Source organism: Reichenbachiella agarivorans (assembly GCF_025502585.1).
In the GTDB taxonomy this organism is placed as follows: Bacteria; Bacteroidota; Bacteroidia; order Cytophagales; family Cyclobacteriaceae; genus Reichenbachiella; species Reichenbachiella agarivorans.
On sequence record NZ_CP106679.1, the window covers coordinates 779,937 to 799,997 of the forward strand.

General features: G+C 41.2%; 20 protein-coding genes. 12 read left to right on the forward strand and 8 right to left on the reverse strand.

All coding sequences use genetic code 11. The features are described 5' to 3' along the window. Nucleotides 1–70 precede the first annotated feature (70 nt). A protein-coding gene (locus tag N6H18_RS03155; protein ID WP_262308022.1) for an IS3 family transposase occupies nt 71–1,215 on the forward strand; the annotation gives its coding sequence in 2 pieces (ribosomal slippage) (nt 71–332 and nt 332–1,215; 1,146 coding nt in all). A gap of 183 nt (nt 1,216–1,398) precedes the next feature. Continuing rightward, nucleotides 1,399–2,445 (forward strand): 23S rRNA (adenine(2503)-C(2))-methyltransferase RlmN, encoded by a 1,047-nt coding sequence (gene rlmN / locus N6H18_RS03160; RefSeq protein WP_262310384.1) that lies wholly within the window; start codon nt 1,399–1,401, stop codon nt 2,443–2,445. A gap of 55 nt (nt 2,446–2,500) precedes the next feature. On the opposite strand, the gene N6H18_RS03165 is transcribed toward rlmN, so the two are convergent. Then, a complete protein-coding gene (locus N6H18_RS03165) occupies nt 2,501–3,097 on the reverse strand; it encodes an IMPACT family protein (protein WP_262310385.1) in 597 nt (198 codons plus the stop codon). Beyond that, the gene (locus tag N6H18_RS03170; protein ID WP_262310386.1) at nt 3,097–4,233 is read right to left on the reverse strand and encodes a tetratricopeptide repeat protein; all 1,137 of its coding nucleotides are present in this window, start codon (nt 4,231–4,233) and stop codon (nt 3,097–3,099) included. The genes N6H18_RS03165 and N6H18_RS03170 overlap by 1 nt, the downstream gene beginning before the upstream one ends. A 107-nt stretch (nt 4,234–4,340) precedes the next feature. Between N6H18_RS03170 and N6H18_RS03175 the strand changes: the two genes are divergently transcribed. Together N6H18_RS03175 and N6H18_RS03180 are read left to right on the forward strand one after the other, a co-directional pair. Continuing rightward, entirely contained in the window at nt 4,341–5,210 is an 870-nt protein-coding gene (locus tag N6H18_RS03175; RefSeq protein WP_262310387.1) for a GNAT family N-acetyltransferase, read from the forward strand. An 83-nt stretch (nt 5,211–5,293) separates the two neighbouring features. Then, nucleotides 5,294–5,629 (forward strand): hypothetical protein, encoded by a 336-nt coding sequence (locus N6H18_RS03180; protein ID WP_262310388.1) that lies wholly within the window; start codon nt 5,294–5,296, stop codon nt 5,627–5,629. On the opposite strand, the gene porT is transcribed toward N6H18_RS03180, so the two are convergent. Both porT and ubiE read right to left on the reverse strand, forming a co-directional pair. Then, complete coding sequence (porT, locus tag N6H18_RS03185) at nt 5,630–6,415, reverse strand: type IX secretion/gliding motility protein PorT/SprT (RefSeq protein ID WP_262310389.1); 786 nt, start codon at nt 6,413–6,415, stop codon at nt 5,630–5,632. It abuts the gene before it with no gap. Next, a complete protein-coding gene (gene ubiE / locus N6H18_RS03190) occupies nt 6,364–7,086 on the reverse strand; it encodes a bifunctional demethylmenaquinone methyltransferase/2-methoxy-6-polyprenyl-1,4-benzoquinol methylase UbiE (RefSeq protein WP_262310390.1) in 723 nt (240 codons plus the stop codon). Before ubiE ends, porT begins: the two co-directional genes overlap by 52 nt. A 129-nt stretch (nt 7,087–7,215) precedes the next feature. On the opposite strand from ubiE, the gene yihA reads away from it, so the two are divergent. From yihA to N6H18_RS03205, 3 genes are all read left to right on the forward strand, one after another. After that, on the forward strand, nt 7,216–7,815 hold the full coding sequence (yihA, locus tag N6H18_RS03195; RefSeq protein WP_262310391.1) for a ribosome biogenesis GTP-binding protein YihA/YsxC: 600 nt from the start codon (nt 7,216–7,218) through the stop codon (nt 7,813–7,815). A 116-nt stretch (nt 7,816–7,931) separates the two neighbouring features. Then, a complete protein-coding gene (locus tag N6H18_RS03200; protein WP_262310392.1) occupies nt 7,932–8,363 on the forward strand; it encodes a DUF5606 family protein in 432 nt (143 codons plus the stop codon). After that, nucleotides 8,364–8,678, forward strand: a complete 315-nt coding sequence (locus N6H18_RS03205) for a hypothetical protein (RefSeq protein WP_262310393.1) — start codon at nt 8,364–8,366, stop codon at nt 8,676–8,678. Here N6H18_RS03205 and fbp read toward each other — a convergent pair. After that, entirely contained in the window at nt 8,673–9,662 is a 990-nt protein-coding gene (gene fbp, locus N6H18_RS03210) for a class 1 fructose-bisphosphatase (protein ID WP_262310394.1), read from the reverse strand. The two genes, N6H18_RS03205 and fbp, sit on opposite strands and share 6 nt — an antisense overlap. A gap of 218 nt (nt 9,663–9,880) precedes the next feature. On the opposite strand from fbp, the gene N6H18_RS03215 reads away from it, so the two are divergent. Then, nucleotides 9,881–11,173, forward strand: a complete 1,293-nt coding sequence (locus N6H18_RS03215; protein ID WP_262310395.1) for an aspartate kinase — start codon at nt 9,881–9,883, stop codon at nt 11,171–11,173. 178 nt (nt 11,174–11,351) lie between these two features. Here N6H18_RS03215 and N6H18_RS03220 read toward each other — a convergent pair whose 3' ends face one another. Both N6H18_RS03220 and N6H18_RS03225 read right to left on the reverse strand, forming a co-directional pair. Further along, nucleotides 11,352–11,807, reverse strand: a complete 456-nt coding sequence (locus N6H18_RS03220; protein ID WP_262310396.1) for a low molecular weight protein-tyrosine-phosphatase — start codon at nt 11,805–11,807, stop codon at nt 11,352–11,354. A gap of 639 nt (nt 11,808–12,446) precedes the next feature. Beyond that, a complete protein-coding gene (locus N6H18_RS03225; protein WP_262310397.1) occupies nt 12,447–13,520 on the reverse strand; it encodes a DUF6588 family protein in 1,074 nt (357 codons plus the stop codon). A gap of 212 nt (nt 13,521–13,732) precedes the next feature. Here N6H18_RS03225 and N6H18_RS03230 point away from each other — a divergent pair, with 212 nt between their 5' ends. Together N6H18_RS03230 and rsgA are read left to right on the forward strand one after the other, a co-directional pair. Further along, entirely contained in the window at nt 13,733–14,362 is a 630-nt protein-coding gene (locus tag N6H18_RS03230) for a peroxiredoxin (RefSeq protein WP_262310398.1), read from the forward strand. A 70-nt stretch (nt 14,363–14,432) separates the two neighbouring features. After that, nucleotides 14,433–15,356, forward strand: a complete 924-nt coding sequence (gene rsgA / locus N6H18_RS03235; RefSeq protein ID WP_262310399.1) for a ribosome small subunit-dependent GTPase A — start codon at nt 14,433–14,435, stop codon at nt 15,354–15,356. Nucleotides 15,357–15,430: 74 nt separating this feature from the next. On the opposite strand, the gene N6H18_RS03240 is transcribed toward rsgA, so the two are convergent. Further along, a complete protein-coding gene (locus tag N6H18_RS03240; RefSeq protein ID WP_262310400.1) occupies nt 15,431–16,369 on the reverse strand; it encodes a glycosyltransferase family 2 protein in 939 nt (312 codons plus the stop codon). 140 nt (nt 16,370–16,509) lie between these two features. On the opposite strand from N6H18_RS03240, the gene N6H18_RS03245 reads away from it, so the two are divergent. Together N6H18_RS03245 and secDF are read left to right on the forward strand one after the other, a co-directional pair. After that, on the forward strand, nt 16,510–16,854 hold the full coding sequence (locus N6H18_RS03245; protein ID WP_262310401.1) for a hypothetical protein: 345 nt from the start codon (nt 16,510–16,512) through the stop codon (nt 16,852–16,854). A gap of 94 nt (nt 16,855–16,948) precedes the next feature. Beyond that, the gene (secDF, locus tag N6H18_RS03250) at nt 16,949–19,945 is read left to right on the forward strand and encodes a protein translocase subunit SecDF (RefSeq protein WP_262310402.1); all 2,997 of its coding nucleotides are present in this window, start codon (nt 16,949–16,951) and stop codon (nt 19,943–19,945) included. Nucleotides 19,946–20,061: the final 116 nt, after the last annotated feature.

The following is a 20,061-nucleotide window of genomic DNA, read 5'->3' on the forward strand; positions in this document are numbered from 1 at the left end:
CCCACTAGTCGCAATGTAAGCTTCCCCAAAAACAGGACAGTTTAAAAATGAATAGATTTAAACTGTAGAAATGAAGAAGAGTACATTTAGTCCCCAGCAAATCGTTAAGATTCTCAAGGAATTTGAACAAGGTAAATCGGCACAAGAGGTATGCCGCCATCATGGTATAAGCCAAGGCACGCTATATAATTGGCGCAAGAAGTATGGCGGCATGGAAGCCTCAGACCTGAAGCGTTTGAAGGCTCTGGAGGAGGAGAATGCCAAACTAAAGCGTATGTATGCTGAGCTGGCATTGGATCACCAGATGGCCAAAGAGATCATAGAAAAAAAGCTCTAAAGCCCTGTGATAAGCGTAGGATTAGTAAAGAGCTGCCTAAATACGGTATCAACAGGGCGTGCCGTGTAATGGATGTGTCTAGGTCGGTGATGTATTATAAACCCCAAAAGGATGACACCCCGATTGAAGTGGCTTTGAATGATAAGGCTGCACAATTTCCCAGAGAAGGTTTTTGGAAGGCTTATGGCCGCCTTAGACTAGAGGGCAAGCATTGGAATCATAAAAGGGTATATAGGGTTTACAAAGCTCTGGGGCTATCCTTAAGGGTCAAGAAGAAGAAACGTCTCCCCGCTAGGTCCAAGCAGCATCTTGAGGCTCCGAATCACCTTAATCATACATGGTCAATAGACTTTATGCAGGATAGATTGGTAAATGGTCGAAAAATCAGAAGTTTCAACGTAATGGATGATGCAAACAGAGAGGCATTGCATATAGAAGTAGATTTTTCACTAAAAAGCAGTCGAGTGATCTGGGTACTGAACCACCTGATCAATAGGAGAGGAAAACCAAAGCGCATCAGGATGGATAATGGGCCAGAATTCATAGCCTTAATGACCCAAACATGGAGTTATGCGCAAGAAATTGAGTTTTGTTACATCCAACCAGGCAAGCCCACGCAGAATGCTTACATCGAAAGGTTCAATGGCTCTCTGCGCCGGGGCGTGTTTGATGCGTTTGTATTTGAGCACATCGACCAGGCCAGAGAAGAAGTAGATAAGTGGATGGAAGATTACAATAACCATCGCCCGCATGATAGCCTTGGTAGGATTACTCCAAAAATGTTCGGAGAAAACCTTCAGAGAGTCCAAGAGGGTACCCTCTTGGACTCTCTGAAGGTTGAAGTATTAGACAATAATTATAAATTACAGCTGTCCTAAAAATGGGAAGCTTACAGCAACAGTCAGGCAACTCCCCAAATTCCATTAAGATTGAAAATCTTGAATCTTGAATCTTGAATCTTGAATCTTGAATCTTGAATCTTGAATCTTGAATCTTGAATCTAACTATTCTTTTCAAGCGATGATTTTCTACCCACACTCAAATAACTCTATCTTTGCGCCATGGATAAGAATGTTGGCATCAGAGACCTAAGAAAAACCCCACAGGAAGATATCGGACTTTTTCTTCAAGAGATCGGCGAAAAATCGTTCAGAGCCAAACAGATCAAAGAATGGATATGGAAAAAATCTGCCAAATCCATAGATGAGATGACCAACATCTCTCTAAAAACCCGTGACAAACTCAAAGAGAACTTTGTCATCAATCCAGTCAAAGTCGACAAAGAACAAAAAAGTAGTGATGGCACTGTCAAGTCCGCCATGAAACTATACGATGACCATGTCGTAGAAAGTGTGCTCATCCCTGCCGATAGTCGTATGACTGCATGTGTATCCTCTCAGGTCGGTTGCTCTCTGAGTTGCAAATTTTGTGCGACGGGCTACATGGACAGAGCGAGAAATTTGGATGCCTCTGAAATCTACGATCAAGTCGTAGCTGTCAACAACCAGGCCTTGGAGAATTTCAACCTACCACTCTCCAATATTGTCTATATGGGCATGGGTGAACCTCTGCTCAACTATGCCAATGTACTAGAATCTATCAAACATATCACCTCGCCAGAAGGCCTCAATATGAGTCCAAAACGCATCACTGTATCTACCGCAGGGATTGCCAAAATGATCAAAAAACTGGCTGATGATCAAGTGAAATTCAACTTGGCTCTGTCTCTACATGCTGCCAATGACGTGAAACGAAACAAGATCATGCCGATCAACGAGACCAACACGCTAGAAGCACTTCGGGAGGCTCTGACCTATTTCTACCAAAAAACAGGCAACAAAATCACCTTTGAGTACATCATTTTTTACGACTTCAATGATTCGCTGCAAGATGCTCAAGAGCTCTATGAGTTTTGGAAAAGAGTTCCTTCTCGGATCAACATCATCGAATACAATCCCATCGCAGAGGCCAACTATAAAAATGCCGATGAAAACACCCTGGACAAATTCATCGCCTACCTAGAAAACAAAGGAGTCAACGTACATGTCAGACGCAGCAGAGGCAAAGACATCGACGCAGCCTGTGGACAACTCGCCAACAAGAGTTGATGAGAAATTACAAATCTGAAGCTTTAAAACATTCTGCTTTCATATTTTTCACTCATTAACTCGTCAACTCCAGATCGAGCAGTGATATTTTATCTTTTAGTGCTTGGTGTTTTTCTGGCGTTATGCGACCAGATAGGCTACAGATTTCTGTAAAATCTTGCCCCTTGATTTCCACCCCAAATTCAGTCAAGATACGCATCACCTCCTGCGTTTTTTCATAAGGATACACCAGACTGAAATCAGTCTTGATTTCGATGGTGAGGATTTCAGCTTTGGATAGGGCATCCTCTGCAGCAGTTTTGTATGCATGCACCAATCCGCTCACACCCAATTTGGTTCCCCCAAAGTATCGCACCACTACGACCAGTGTATTGACCAAATCATAAGAGCGAATCTGTCCCAATATCGGATCACCTGCCGAATGATTGGGTTCTCCGTCATCATTGGCACGGATCAGTTGCTGGTTGCCAGCATTGATAATATGGGCAAAACAGTGATGTCGCGCATCATAATACTGCTTTTTGAGAATCTCTACTTTTTCTTTGACCTCCTCGATCCTCTCTACGTGATAGGCAAAAGCCAAAAATTTACTCCCCTTTTCTTTGTAGAATCCTTCGGTTTCTCCCCGTATGACGCGATACGTTTCTGCCATCAATCTATTTTATTCAACCGCTCTTTGGCTTCTTTGGTCACCAAATCACTCTCGTCCAAGTCAATTGCTTGTTGATAGTACTCGATGGCCTGTTTGATCTCACCTTTCCGCTCCGTCACTCGACCCAAGCCCAAATACGCTAAACTCCTATAATATTCTCCACGTGTCGGGTCCTGATCTCCAGTGGCCAGCGCTTTCGTATAATAGTATGCAGCTTTGGTGTCCGATTTTAACACATGCTCTTGATATGACCCCATGTACACCTCCCCACAGGTTCGATAATATGGTTTCTCGTAGGACAAAAATGCTTCGATCATCGGAAGTGCCGTCTTGTATTCGCCTCTCATGACCAAACTCTCCACATGCTTGGTTTTAAAATAGCTGTTGCGGGGATATTCCTTGCTGATTTTTTGGATGTAATATTCAGCCTTTTTATAATCCGTTTCATATCTGAGGTAGATATAGGCTGTGTAGAGGTGTGCTTCTGCCTTTACAATTTTGCTTTGATTCACAGCACTGTCCAGTTGCTGCAGGCCCAATTTTTTATTTCCAGATTTAAAAAACCAAAGCAAGGGAGAATAAGCTGGATGTCTTTCTGGGTATTTCTCTCGAAAATAATTGTAAAGTCCTGCCAAAAAATAAAACTCTGGACTTTCGTCGGTTTTTTCCATCGTCTCAGTAATGAAATCATAAGTCTTCTTGGCCTCAGTCACAGCTTTTACATAGCTCCCCTCCCTTGCGTAGTATTCTGCCAGTAGTCCATGTGCCGACATTTCAAAAAACAACCCTTCCAGGTTGTCTGGATCTTCCTTTCTAATCTTTACGGCCAGTTCAATTACCTTCTCCAGTTCGCGCTGATGGGCAGGAAAACTAGGACTGGTTGTACGAATAGGCTGATCTTGCCATGCTATGTTCATGGCACGCATCATATGGATGACAGGGTGATTGGGTAGTTTCAACGCCATCTTGTCAATCGCCATGTTTGCCGAGTCTGGGTACTCATTGTACACATAGTAGGCCACCTTTTCGATGGCAGCAAGTGTCTTTGGACTGTCAAAGACTGGCAACTTTTGTGCGGTGGCATGATGACTCCACGCCACACAAGCTGTGCAAAAAATAAGAAGGTTTGTTTTCAAGTATTCTTTATTTAAACTTCGGGACACATTCACAAATCACGTACCAGCCTATATCTTTGGTTAACTTTCCAACACAAGGAAAATTGCCGAAGCACTATTTCAAATTTATGATTTTTAGCGAAGAAAGATATTTTCAAGCCAATGAAATACAAAACTATAATTCTTTCGTCTGGCAGTCCAATGACACTGATGCCAGCATAAAAATCCCCTTTGCCATCATGGGACAAGAAGCCATATCAATACCCAAAGCACCCTATGGCGGTTTTGTGATGCAGCATTTACCTAATCAAACTGACACCAAAAGTTTTTTATCCTCTCTGTCTCAATACCTGACTGAAAAAAATGTAGTGAGCCTCCAAATCAAGCAAAACCCTGATTTCTTTCACACACCCAGTCAAAACAAACTAATCAACAGTCTATTCACCCAAGGGTTCAGAAAGAACACAGAAATCAACCACCACATTGACCTGTCCAACATCCAGGAAGAAGATATTCACCCCATGCAAAGACGCAGGATCAAAAAATGTCAGAATGCAGGGTTTACATACCAAAAAGAATCCCATACTGCATCTGCCGAGATCTACGACTTTTTGAGCCAATGCAGATTACAGCAAGGATTGAGCGTCAATGTTTCCAAGAGCCATTTCGTTCGACTCCTGAGTCAGCTCGCTGATGTGTACAATATGTACACAGTCAGAGATTCCACACATCGGCTACTGGCTTGCACTGTCACCATAACCGTGACACCAGAGGTTACATACAACTACCTACCCGCCTTTGACCGATATTTTGCTACCTACAGTCCCTTAGCCTTCCTGACTGATCTACTCATTCGAGATCTTAAAAAAGCTAATGCTCGTTTTTTTGACTTAGGGATCTCATCCATTGATGGGACTCCACAGGACTCCTTGATCCAATTCAAAGAAAGAATGGGTGGAATCCGCAGTGAACGAGACACTTACATAATACATGTATAAACCTGCTTTTAAGCATGTAGATCAATTCGCCATGGTCTTGTGACTTTTTTTCTCTATTTTGCAGGGCTAACAACCATTAGTCTGTGAATTTGAAAAAGATAGCTTCCATATTCTGCCTGATACTTGTCACTGGATTGGCACATGCCGATCCTACCACTGACAAAGGTGAAAAGACCAAATCGGAGAAAGAAAAGTACAATTCCAATCCAGAAAAATCTCATGATGAGGCAACCCTAAAAGCCAACAATTCAGCAGCACAAAAGGAAGCTTCTCCTCAATCTGAGACTAAAGCCTCTACCAACGACCCAGATTCGAGCTATTATTCAGTCAACAAGTTCAATTACTTACTTTATTTCGTCTACAAGATGAAATACCTCAATGACGAAGATCCAGAGTTAAAATTGGGCATGGCGCCTTGATTATCTTTTTCTCTGCTTTTTACCCTTTTTGCTAAACGTAGATGGCCCCCCTTCGAAGGTGATGAAGAAGGATAGGGAATGAATGGTGAGATTCCGCAATGGCGCACTATAACTATTCTCTTGATCATCAAGTACATTGAGCAGTCCATAAGAATACCTCAACTCAGGAGAAAACTTAAAAAGTGGTTGATACAAATCCATCCCCACCCCAATGTCGAGAGACAAATTGAAGCCCTTGGTAAGCAATTTTTCACTCTTATTTTCCTTGTCCTGAGAGCTAACCGCTTTGAATGCGGGGTTCAGTCCAGCTAAAAAATACATTCTGCGATTCATTCGTCTGATGGATTTATACTTGAGTAGCAGAGGCAATTCCACATACGTCGGATCTTGTAGATCTTCTTTGATTTCTCCGTTAGAATACCTGTAATTGAGCTGTAGCTGATTGAAGCTAAAGGTAGGACTCAACCGAACATCTAGCAGGTCATTGATATGGTAATCAACTATAAACCCTACCTTGAAACCTATGTTGTTTGGCGGCACCACTGAGTGCAGAGTATCATAGTTGGGCGTCACAAAATCATCATCATATTCCAAACGATAGTGTGCCGTATGCATACCAATCATGAATCCATAATGAAGTCTTTGTTCATCAAAATGAGGCAAATTAAGCGTGCCATCGACTTGTGCGTGACCTTCATGGTACCCCATGAGTAGCAGCAACAAGATTGCCAATGTTACTTTACTGCAGTATATATAGAGCTGATGCCGAATGTAAGTGGTATGCATTTAGTTTCTTTAAAGCCCAATTTATCAAGTATTGCCAAGAAATCATCTCCAAACGGAAATTCTTGAACAGACTCAGGTAGGTAAGTGTAGGCAGAACTATCCTTGGAGACCATTTTCCCAATCAAGGGCAAAATAGCATTCGAGTAAAAACTATACAACTGCTTCATCGGGAAAGCCGTAGGGTTGGAAAACTCCAATATGACCACTTTGCCTCCATCTTTGAGCACTCGTCTCATGTCTTCAAGTCCCTTTTCAAGATTCTGAAAGTTCCTCACTCCAAAGGCAACGACTACCGCATCAAATTTATTGTCATCAAAAAGCAACTGCTCTGAATCACCCATTGTCATTTCTATCTTATGGTCGTATCCGAGACGTTTCATCTTGGCACGTCCCATTTCGAGCATTCCTTCGGAGATGTCGACCCCTATTACCTTATCAGGATTGAGTTTAAGAGACTCAATCGCCAAGTCTCCAGTGCCAGTGGCTACATCCAGTATCAGTTTGGGTTTATCTGCCTTCAGCAGGCTGATTGCCTTTTTTCTCCAAAGAATATCGATTCCCATGCTCAGAAAATGATTCAAGAAATCATAGCGCTTGCTTATGCTATTGAACATTTCTGCCACTTGCTCCTTTTTACTCCCCTCTTTGTCTTTGTAAGGTAATACTGTCAACTTCGTATGTGTTTTATGGACTGCAATATTAAGCAGTTAGCCATTTAATACTTCTGAAAAAAAAGGAAATATACTGACATTCCCCACGAGCTGTAGTCATTTGTCCTATGAAGACCCTAATTTTGTATTATGAAAATCAAATCAGCAGAGTTTGTCATCAGTAATACTGACCACACCAAATGCCCCGTCACTACCCAACCTGAGTATGCCTTCATCGGCAGGTCCAATGTGGGCAAATCATCACTGATCAATATGCTCACTGACAAGACCAAACTGGCTAAAACCTCTGGAAAACCCGGAAAAACCCAACTCATCAACCATTTTCATATCAACGAAGAATGGTATTTGGTGGATTTGCCAGGCTATGGCTGGGCACAGGTCAGCAAAACGCTCAAAGAAAGCTGGCAACAAATGATCCGACAATACCTGTTGAGAAGAGAAAATCTAATGAATATTTTCGTCCTAATCGATTCAAGAATCCCTCCCCAAAAAATCGATTTAGAATTCATCCAATGGGTGGGAGAAAATGGGTTACCAGTATCGATTATTTTTACGAAAGCTGACAAAACAGGCAATAGAAAAATTTTGTCCAACATCGCAACTTTCAAAAACACACTAAGTCAGACTTGGGAACAATTGCCTCCTTCCTTTGTATCGTCTTCAGCTCAAAAAATCGGTCAACAAGAGATATTGGACTACATCGATCAAATCAACCGTTCAATAGTTTAGGTCATCGATATTTTATTTTTACCCAAATTTCAGCATCATCCGTTTTGGATTTCCTGCAACTTCGTGGTAGAACCTAAAACATTATATTAGTTTTGTCGCCCATAAACGATTAGCACATGGATTTTAAAGAGATAGCAACAGTATCAGGCAAAGGGGGATTATTCACCGTAGTTGCACCTACACGTGGGGGTGTGATTTTGGAGACAATGGATGACCAAAAGAAAAAATTGGTTGTCAACATGAATTCTAAAGTATCGATCCTCGGAGAAATATCTATCTATACGACTGATGCAGAAGGTTCTTGCCCGCTGGATGTAGTGATGAGAAAAATCCACGCCGAGTTCGATGGGGATACAGGCTTGACCAGCAGCTCAGACACTGAGGAACTCAAATCATTCCTCAAGCATGTATTGCCAGAGTACGACGAAGAGAGAGTGTATGTCTCAGATATAAAAAAATTGGTGACTTGGTATAACCTGTTGAGTGCTACGCACCCACAAGTGTTCGAAGAAAGCACCGAAGAAAAAGAAGCTGAATCCAAAGATTAATTGGAAAATCAGGTTCAGAAATGTGTCCCTCTCCTGCTGGCTCATTTTCAACTCCCCGAAAATGAACTCGTCCTGCGAGAACACACATCAGAGGAACTAGAACAAAAGCTGTCTAAAATTATAGAATATCTGCTCAATCACGACCTTGATCGACTGATGAGCACCTGCTACAAAATTGATTTGAGTGAGCAGATATTCAAAGAAATCATCACTACGGCAGCTCCCGAGGAGATTAACCTTTCACTAGCCAGAGAAATCATCAAACGCGAATCTCAAAAGGTAATCACACGAGAGAAATACCGCGATCTGCTATAAAAAACTCTGAGCCTTTTGCACCATCGTAGGTGATCCTATGAAAAGTTGAGTCCGTTGGTGCAATTCAAGAGGATCTATCTCCATGATGCGTCTCTCTCCATCTGTAGCCATACCGCCAGATTGCTCAGCGATGAAAGCCAATGCATTGCACTCGTACACCAACCTCAACTTGCCATTCAATGCCTGATCTGTCCTAGGATAAATGTATATACCTCCCTTGAACATATTGCGATGAAAATCCGACACCAACGAACCTATGTACCTAGCAGAATACCTTTGTTCTTTGCAATACTCTATGTACTTTCTCACTCCTGGTTCAAAACTGTAATATGAACCTTCATTGATTGAATAAATGTTTCCATCCTGAGGAGATTTGATATCACTATGAGACAACACAAACTCACCCAATGATGGCTCATGTGTAAATCCATTGACTCCATGACCAGTCGTATAAACCAGCATCGTGGACGAACCATATAGAATATAACCAGCTGCCACTTGCTGATCTCCCTTTTGCAAGACATCTTCTTTGGTGACATGCGTACCCACAGGCGAGATTCTCCTGTATATCGAAAATATCGTGCCGATAGATACATTCACATCAATATTGGACGATCCGTCCAACGGATCCATCGCGACTACATAATTGCTATCGACATTGATTTCTACGATTTCATCATCTTCTTCTGAGACAATCGCACAGACCTCTCCTCCATTCTTCAAAGCACGGATAAAGCGCACATTGGCAATTACATCCAGTTTCTGTTGGGCTTCTCCTTGAATATTGGTTGTACCATAGGCACCTGCGATATCTAGTAGACCTGATTTGCTGATTTCTAGGTTGATTATTTTGCCTGCAAGCGCAATGTCACGCAACAATTGACTCAGCTCACCTGTAGCAAATGGAAACTCTGATTGTTTGTTTTTAATAAATCTATCTAGTGTCGTACCTATTGTAGACCCTATTGCAGTATTATCATTCATAAATTATTGATTTGGGTGGGGCAAAGATATGGTTTTCAGTTTTTTAATTTCCTGGTACACTACTATATCTTATTTCGAAATTAAATTCAATTTCTTTCTATTTTCCAACTAGGATTCTAGCTTTGCACACACTTTCGTTGCAAAAATTTGGCAATTGCCTAAAATTCCAATCGAAAGTACCCGTGATCCTGGGTTAGGGTTTAATATTTAAAATAGACATGAAAGTTTTCAAATTTGGAGGTGCATCTGTCAAAGATGCTGACTCAGTAAAAAATGTGGCTGAAGTTATCAAAATGTTCAGCAATGACGAACTAGTGGTGGTAGTCTCTGCCATGGGCAAGACAACCAATCATCTGGAGGAATTGGTACAATTGTACTATGATAGGCAAAACTGGAAAGACAAGCTCAACTGGATCAAAAACTTCCATATTGATATATCAAAGAATCTTTTCAACAAAGATCATGACATATTCGAGCGGATCGAATCGATTTTTGAAGGCATCGAAGAATACCTAGAAAACGCTAAGAGCAAAAATTATGCTGAGGTCTATAGCGAAATGGTGAGCCAAGGAGAGCTACTTTCTACCCGTATTGTGAGAAGCTACATCAACGAGCACGTCAAAAAAGCTGTTTGGTTAGATGCTAGAAAATACATCAAAACCGACTTCAATTACACAGATGCGCGAGTGGATTGGGAGATCACCAAAAGAAACATAGGTAGTAAGATTCCTGCTTTTGCCAAAGACAGCATCGTAGTATCTCAAGGTTTCATAGGGTCTAATGGAGAAGGAAAAACCACTACATTGGGACGTGAAGGCTCGGATTTCAGTGCCGCAATTTTTGCTACTGGTTTGCAAGCTGAGTCTGTGACTGTCTGGAAAGACGTCCCTGGCGTGATGACAGCAGACCCGCGCAAGATGCCAGAAGCTACCGTCATCCCAGAGTTGAAGTACACAGATGCCGCAGAGATGACTTACTATGGTGCATCTATCATTCACCCAAGAACGATCAAGCCACTGGCGCAGAACAAGATCAAGTTGTATGTAAGACCATTCACTGCTCCAGAAAATATCGGCACTGTGATAGGCAAAGGCAATGCTGAGAAGCATCCTGCCTCTTTCATCTTGAAGACCAAACAGGTATTCATCGACTTCAAAGTCACGGATTTTACCTTCATTGATGAAAAAAAATTGAGTATCATCTTCAATGCACTAGATCAACTCAATATCAAGATCAACTTGATGCAAAACTCTGCTGTTAGTTTTTCTATCTGCATCGACAAGAAGTTTGACAAAGTAGAGAACTTGGTTGAAATCTTAAAAAATGACTTTGAAATCGAACTGAGAGACAACCTAGAGTTGTTGACCATCATAGGATACGATGATGCTGCGATGAAAACATTGTACCACAGAGATGAGATCATTTTGGAACAAAAAACCAAAAAAGTCTACCACATGCTCTATGTCCCTGAGAAAATACACAAAGAACTCAGTGCACAAAAGGCTAAATAAATTCCTTAGATAAAAAATTCTTAAAAAGGGCTTAGAGATCGTTGATTGCTAAGCCCTTTTTTGATTCCCCCAAACTCACCTCAATTGAACATCAACCTGCGTTCGATTCTTAATGAGGGCTCATGCTCCACCATAGGGCAAAGATAAAAAGTGTGGAAAACCCTTCAAGACTTACCAATCAATTTTCCCTTTGGATATGGTTGATCAACTGATCAACGGACCTAGATATCATCTCAAAAACATGAATAAAACCATCATAGCCTCCATAGTATGGGTCTGGCACATCCATGTCACCATCTGCCAATGGATCGAACTCACGGAGCAAATACAGGTTACTCACTTCTCCACCTGACAAGGCACGCATATCTTCATAATTCTGTTGATCCATTGCCAAAACATAATCGAAACGCTCAAAGTCCTCTCTTTCAAACTTCCGTGCCTTGTGTATCATCATGATACCATTCTCTTGAGCTACTTTGATCGAACGATGATCTGGGTCTTTGCCTATGTGGTAGGCAGCAGTACCTGCAGAATCTGCCATCAATTGATAATTTTTAGCCTTTTCATTGAATATAGCCTCCCCCAATGGTGACCTACAGATGTTGCCCAAACAGACAAATAAAACTTTCTTCATGACTTTAATAATTTTTCACACCACTAATTGAGGATACCTCTACTATTTAAAATTCGATTCCATAAGAGATTAGGTCATTAATCTATATTTTCGCAACATTCATCGAATTGAAGTAACTAAGGAGTAAGAATCATATAATTTTACTCCGAAGAAATAAAACAAAACCAATGTCTAGGAAAGCTAAATCTGAACTATCGTTCATCATTAAAATATCCGTCCTGTTCATTATCCTCTTTGCCAGCAAACTTAACAAATCCGAAGAGGCTTTGGCCGTAGAAAAAAACCTCCATAGCTCAAAAGATTCCGTTTATGTGGTAAATTCTGCCATGCTAAAACAGCCTTGATTTCATTTTTGAGCCCCTTTTCGTAATTTTCAAAACTTTTTCAAAAAAAACACTCTTCTTGGGGTTACTATCTACTGCCTATCTGTATATAACAGTACATAACACAAATTTTATTCATACACCTGTTTAACATTTTTATCAAAAATGAAAAAGCCCTGAGTCACTTCTGGGCTTTTTCATTTTATAAAAAACATGCTTTGGAGAAAAACTCTTCCCCTCTTCTCATTCTAAATCGACTATAAAAAAAGCGTCCCAAAATTTGAGACGCTTCTAATCATTTCAACAAAATACTTTCTTATCTGAGGGTAAAACCGATACCTGCAGTCAAAGTATTGTATTCTTGGAATGTGTAATCTGCATGGATAGTAATCACAGCCAACTGCAATCTCAAACCCGCAGTACCTCTCCATCCACTACTCAAATATGTTTCATCCACAGGGTCTGTCAATATCACTGGTAATGGTGAGTTTTCATCGCTGATATCGTAGGTTCCCAAAATCTTCAAATTAGTAGAAGTATTGTTGTACCCAAAACCTCCATATATAGTCAAGACAGACAACTTTTTAGAGACCAACAACTGATAAGTCCATGAGTTAATCGCAAATTCTCCTCTTTGATTTTCACCTTCCATCACATCTCCATTAGTGTCTAATCCAGAAGAAGTATTGATTCTGTTGTAGCCTACCAAAACAGCCATATCAATCGGGATATGTTTGATCGCTGGTATCCATTGTTTGAAATCATGCATCAAACCTAGACCAAACAAACTCACTTTGGACTCATTGCCATAATCATCCTCACCCTTGATCGTAGGCATCCATCTCACTTTCAGATCAGTGTTTTTGATCAATCCAATCCCCAACTGTACCATAGGCATTGGTACATATCCAGCATATTTTTTATCCAATCCACTGGCTTGTAGACCTTCAGGAGTGGTAAACGTGGAAGTAACCGTAGTACCTGTCTCTGAATGTGTGTACTCGGCAGTCACTTCTGTCGTCGTTTCATCTCCAAAGAGCGTAGATGTTTTTGGTTTACTTGGATCCACTAGCTCTACATTATCATAATCATCCTCATTGATATTAAAAAACAAATCGCTACTTGGTGCTTTGGCTACATTGAGTGTGACAGTAAGGTCAAACCCCAGCGGCTTGTGCGCTTTGGCAGTATTGTACCAGCCATTGGCGGCTCCATAGCCCAAGCCTGTGAACATAGGATTGAGATAATCTCCCATAAAAACACTGGCATCTTCAGACCCTGCCTTTAAAAACTCTGTCATATCAGCCAAGTCCTGAGCCTGAGTAACCGAGGTTCCTAAGATCAAAGCTATCAATACCCCTCCGACTTTATTTGTAAATTTCAATTTCATATTTTCCGTATTTGATTTTGCGCATTAAAAATAGGTGGATTTAGATTAATTACATAAAAAATGATTTTTTACTCGATGGAGAGGTTGATTTTTTAGATCAATAAAATATCTATGCTCTCATCAATAAAATTTATTTCTATTCACCACATATCCCTTGACCTAAGTTTAAATTTGCCCTCGATAAATTAATTCTTTAAAACGAAAATACAATTATGTCATTAGTAGGAAAAAAAGCACCCATTTTTAACGCGCCAGCAGTAATCAACGGGGAAGAAATAGTAGAATCATTTTCTCTAGATCAATACATCGGTAAAAAAGAGGTTATCTTCTTCTTTTATCCAAAAGACTTCACTTTCGTATGCCCAACAGAAATCTTGGCTTTCCAAGAGAAATTGGCTGAATTCGAGAAAAGAGGGGTAGCCATTGTAGGAGCTTCGACAGATACTGAAGAGTCTCACTTGGCTTGGTTGTCTACTCCAAAAAACAAAGGAGGAATCGAAGGCGTGACTTACCCTATCGTAGCTGACACTAGCAAAACTATTGCAAGCAACTTTGGCGTATTGGCAGGTGATTGGGATTACAACGAGGATGGAAATCTTTCATTCAACGGACTTCCGATCGCTTACAGAGGTACTTTCTTGATTGACAAGACGGGTACGGTAAGACAAGAAACGATCAATGATTTGCCACTAGGTAGAAACATCGACGAAATGATCAGATTGGTAGATGCGCTTCAATACGTGGAAAAGCACGGTGAAGTATGTCCAGCTAACTGGGAAGAAGGCAAAGAAGCAATGAAAGCAACCAAAGCTGGAGTAGCTGAGTATTTGTCTAACAACTAAGAACAGTTATAATCCATAACATTACAGACCGTCTCAATACTAATTGGGACGGTTTCTCTATTTTTGGCGGGTGCAAGGAATAGTAACTAAATCAATGGGGCTTTGGTATCAGGTGGAAACAGCAGATGGCCAAATGCATAATTGCCGCCTAAAGGGCAAATTCAAGCTGGAAAACAAGAAAATATCCAATCCAGTCGCTGTAGGTGACAAGGTCAGATTGATCTCGGATCAAGGTGACTCCAGTGCCATGATCATCGCAGAAATCCTGCCACGGGAGAACTACATCATCCGAGTATCTCCCAAAAAGAAAGGTCATAGCCACATCATCGCATCCAATCTCGATCAAGCGATCATCGTCGCGACTGTCGGTACACCTCGCACTTCCTTGGGTTTCATAGACAGGTTTCTAGTTACAGCAGAGGCTTTTAGAATTCCTGCGACCATATTGATGAATAAAATTGATCTTTTGAGTCCCGAAGAATTGGATGGGCTGAAAGAAAAAATGGTGGAGTACGAATCTCTCGGCTATCAGGTACTCTATATATCAGCATTAAAACCTGAAGACATAGAAAGTCTAAAATCTCAATTGGCGAACAAAACCTCGCTATTCACGGGACACTCGGGAGTAGGGAAATCAACGATCGTCAACGAACTGGCGCCAGAAGCTCAGCAAAAAACCTCTGAAATTTCGGACTTTGCGCAGAAAGGTGTACATACCACTACCTTCGCAGAGATGTTCAAACTCGGCACGGACACCTACATCATTGATACGCCAGGCATCAAAGAATTGGGATTGGCAGAAATCGAGAAAGATGAGCTGAGTCACTATTTCCCAGAACTACGGAATCTGATGGGGAAATGCAAATTCAGTAATTGCACGCATACCCACGAACCTGGTTGCGCCATAGAGACTGCCTATCAAGATGGCAGCATTTCACCCACTCGATACGATAGTTATTTGAGTATGCTAGCTGGAGATGATAACAGGAGATGATAGCATTGAGTAATGGGCATTGAGATTTAGTACAAAGATTCAAGGTCAAAATCTTTGTACTAAATACTTTGTTCCTATCTATACTTTATCAAATGCACCAACCTCCTTATATACTTTAGGTTGATTCCGAAATTCAAAATACCGAACAAGCGATATACAACACCCTTCTGCTCCAATCCTTTGAGCATTGAAATCAATAGGCCGACTTCAAGTTTACGACCCATCAAAAAAGCATGGCGCAGTTCGTACTTGAGCCGATTGGCTAGTGCATTGTTTTCTCCCTCTAACCTGTTCAGCTTCATTATTTTTTCACAAATCAAAACTGTTGAGTAGAGCTTTCGATCTCCTTTGGAGTACAGATTGGAAGAGTGAGAAGTTTCTAAAAGCCTAATTTTGGTCAGTGTTTCATTTTGATAGGCATACTGCCAGTTCCTAGATGACCTGATCCAAAAGTCAAAATCCTCATACGCCAGAGACTCATCATAACCTCCCAACTCATCCAAAACAGCCTTGCGCATCATCATGGTAGGTGGCGGGATGAAATAGGTGTCAATCAATTTTTCATAGACATCTCCCTGATAGGCGACATATTTCCCATCCTTGAAATGGGACTTCAAAAAACTCCCTTTGTCATCTATGTACTCCGCATCCGAGTAGATGACACCTACTCTATCATCTTGACTTTCGAAGAATGCAACTTGTTTGGAGATTCTATCCACGAGCATCACATCGTCACATGCCAAATCAATGACATACTTACCTGTTGCGTTTTTCAATCCTTGATTAAAAGCCGTTGTATTTCCGAGATTGTGAGGCAGATCCATGAAAGGAATCTCAGGATGACTCTTCAAGAATTCTTGAATCACAGTTTTACTCCCATCCGTGCTGCCATCATCCACGACGATGATTTGCAGTGCGTCATAATCTTGCTCCAACGCAGATTGTAGAGATTCTCTGACATAGCTAGCTTGATTGTAGCAGAGACATATGACCGACACCAATGGAGTTTGCATCTGCCAAAAGTAAACATTGATCTGCATGCAATCCTCTCTCAGCGTTGCATTTAAGTATCACATTTATTCACCTAAACTTTTTTTGCTTTGTAGTTTTATCTACTTTCGTGACCCAAATGAAATCATCGAAAGACATATCTATGCGAAATACCCTCATTCTGATCTTCGGAATGCTGGTAGGGATAGCCGTAATTGGTCAGCCCATTGCTAAGAATTATATCGATGCTGCGGTCTGTTGCAAAATCAAACAAGATGACAAGGCCGATGACACGGATTCAACCGAAAACCCTGAGGTGATTTCTAGCCTAGAAGCAGTAGCACCTGCGACACAGTTTCAGGTGGTCACCATGGACTACCAAACCCTCGATGCACAGATTACTTTCGAAGGTTTGAATCGGGCATTCAGCTACGAATTTGTAGAGGAGCTTTCTCAGAAGTTGCTCAAGGTGCTTTTCAACTACATCATAGCGCCCAACGCACCCTGATTCCGCGTACACGCATGTTTTTCGTCTTTTCTCACAGACGACACACTCATCAAGATCTTATCAAACAATAATATAATTACTAACATCATATACAATGAAAAATAAAGGAGGAGTAGTATTACTCACAGTAGTGGTCTCTTTGCTTTGCATTTATTACTTGTCGTTCACATTCGTGGCGCAGAGAGTAAACGAAGAAGCTACAGCAGCAGCCACTGTTGACAACACGACAGATTACGCTAAAAAGCAACAATACCTAGATTCTATCTGGAAAGAACCAGTGTACAATCTATTCGGGATAGAATTTACCTACCAAGACATCAAGGAAACTGAGTTGAACTTAGGACTTGACTTGAGAGGTGGTATGCACGTGACATTGGAAGTTTCTCCAGAAGAAATCGTCAAAGGTGTCAGTGGCAACAGCAAAGACCCAGACTTTCTGAAAGCTTTGGCAGCTGCCAAAGAAAAAATCAAAGGGACACAACTCAACTATGTAGCTGAGTTTTATGCCTCATTCAAAGAGTTGGCTCCAGACAAATCATTGGCTGCCGTATTCGCTACTGCTGCCAACAGAGGTAGAATTAGCTTGAGCACGCCAGATGAAGAAGTATTGGCATTGATCAATGAGGAAGTAGATGGAGCGATCGAAAGATCATTCAACATCCTCAGAACTAGAATTGACAGATTCGGAACTTCACAGCCAAACATCCAGAGACTACAAGGAACTGGCAGAATCCAAATAGAACTACCTGGCGTAGACAATCCTACAAGAGTAAGAAAACTCTTGCAAGGTGTAGCAAAACTCGAATTCTGGGAAGTACATGAAATCAACGAGATTTTCCCTACGCTCCAAGCGATGAACGATGTAGCTGTGAAAGATCAGCAGGCAGAGTTGTCTGAATTGGTACAAGCAGGTGATACTACAACTGTAGTGGAAACTAAGACTGAAAACATCGACGATTTGCTAGGAGACAACAGCCCTGCAGATTCTACCGCAGGAGATGATTTAGTAGCTCAACTAGAAAATGACAGTACCGCATTGGACTCAGCTGCATTGGCTTCTCAGGTTTCTCCATTGTTTAGCTTGCTACAGGCGCAGTATGGATTGATCTACAACCTCAAGGATACAGCCAAGATCAACAGAGTATTGCAAAACGAAGATGTAAAAAGAAGTATTCCATCTACAATCAAATTCTTGTGGGCTGTGAAACCAGTAAAATCACAAGATGTATTGAACCAAGATGAATTTATCGAACTCTATGCGATCAAAACTAGCCGAGGGGGCAAAGCGCCATTGACTGGAGAGGTGATCATCGATGCACGTCAGGAATTGGATCAGAGATCAGCACCATCTATCGGCATGAACATGAACGCTACAGGTGCAAAGGCATGGAAGAAATTGACAGCAGACAACATCAACAGAAGAGTTGCCATCGTGTTGGATGGATATGTGTACTCTGCACCAAACGTACAAGGAGAAATCCCTAACGGCAGCTCACAAATCACGGGTAACTTTACCCTAGAAGAAGCCAAGGATTTGGCCAACATCTTAAAAGCTGGTAGCCTTCCCGCTCCTACTACAATTGTAGAAGACGTAGTGATCGGACCTACCTTGGGTAAAGTAGCACAGCAGCAAGGAATCATCTCTATAGTAGCTGGCTTGGGGATAGTGATCTTATTTATGATTGCTTATTATGCCAAAGGTGGAATGGTAGCGAACATTGCTTTGTTCTTCAACGTCTTTTTCATTCTGGGAATCTTAGCACAATTGAGTGCTGCCTTGACGCTACCAGGTATTGCAGGTATCGTATTGACCATCGGTATGTCTATTGATGCAAACGTCTTGATCTTCGAAAGAATCAAAGAAGAATTGAGAAATGGCGCAGGAGTAAAACAAGCCATCTCTTCAGGTTATAGTAAAGCCTATTCGTCTATCGTAGATGCCAACGTGACTACTTTATTGGTAGGTTTCATCCTTTACTTCCTAGGACAAGGGCCAGTGAAAGGCTTTGCGATCACTTTGATTGTAGGGATTATCTGTTCATTCTTCTCAGCGGTATTCATCACAAGAGTCATCACTGAGTGGATGAGCAAAAAAGGAGACAAGAGTAAGATTTCGTTCTCTACACCTTTCTCTAAAAACTTCTTGACCAACATCAATTTTGATTTCATATCCAAAAGAAAAATGGCCTACATTTTCTCTGCGACTTTCATCACTATTGGTATGATTGCTTTGATTGGCAAGGGCTTAACTTATGGTGTTGACTTCACTGGTGGTAGATCTTATGTAGTGACATTCCAAAATCCGATTGTTCCATCAGCATTGAAAACTTCATTGTCAGGATCATTGGATAACCAAGGCGTGGAAGTAAAAACATTCGGTGCAGACAATATTCTGAAAGTAACGACCAGTTACTTGATCGAAGATGAGTCTGACGAAGCGGATGTAAAAGTGAAAGAAACAGTGGTCGCAGGTATTGCTGACTTTACCAAATTGACTTATATAGAAGACGATACCAAAGCAGACGCGGGCAACTTCACAATAGCTAGTTCGTCCAAAGTAGGTGCTACGATAGCAGATGACATCAAAAATGCCTCTTTTGAATCTGTCGTATTTGCTTTGATCGTAATCTTCTTGTACATCTTGGTGAGATTTAGAAAATGGCAATTTGGATTGGGAGCCATCATCGCACTCTTCCATGATACATTGTTTGTACTGTCAGCTTTCGCCATTGCTAATTTATTAGGTTTCTCATTCGAAGTAGATCAGGTATTCATCGCTGCGATGTTGACCATCATTGGTTACTCTATCAACGATACTGTGGTAGTATTTGACCGTGTCAGAGAGACCTTGTCTGCGAAACAAAGCACTGATATGAAGTCTGTCTTCAACGAGGCACTCAACAGCACAGTGAGCCGTACGACGATCACTTCATTGACGACTTTGATCGTGGTAATAGTCTTGTTCCTATTTGGCGGAGCGGTATTGCAAGGCTTCTCATTTGCCTTGATCGTAGGTATCTTGATCGGTACATACTCTTCTATTTTCATTGCAACCCCCGTTGTGATTGATTTTAACAAAGAGAAGAAATAAATTGAGTTAAATAATATTCAAAAAGCCCAGACAGTCATAGTCTGGGCTTTTTGTTTTCCCATAAAACATGTTTTAGACCTGCGTTCGATTTTTAACACCCATCTTCAAGAGCCTTT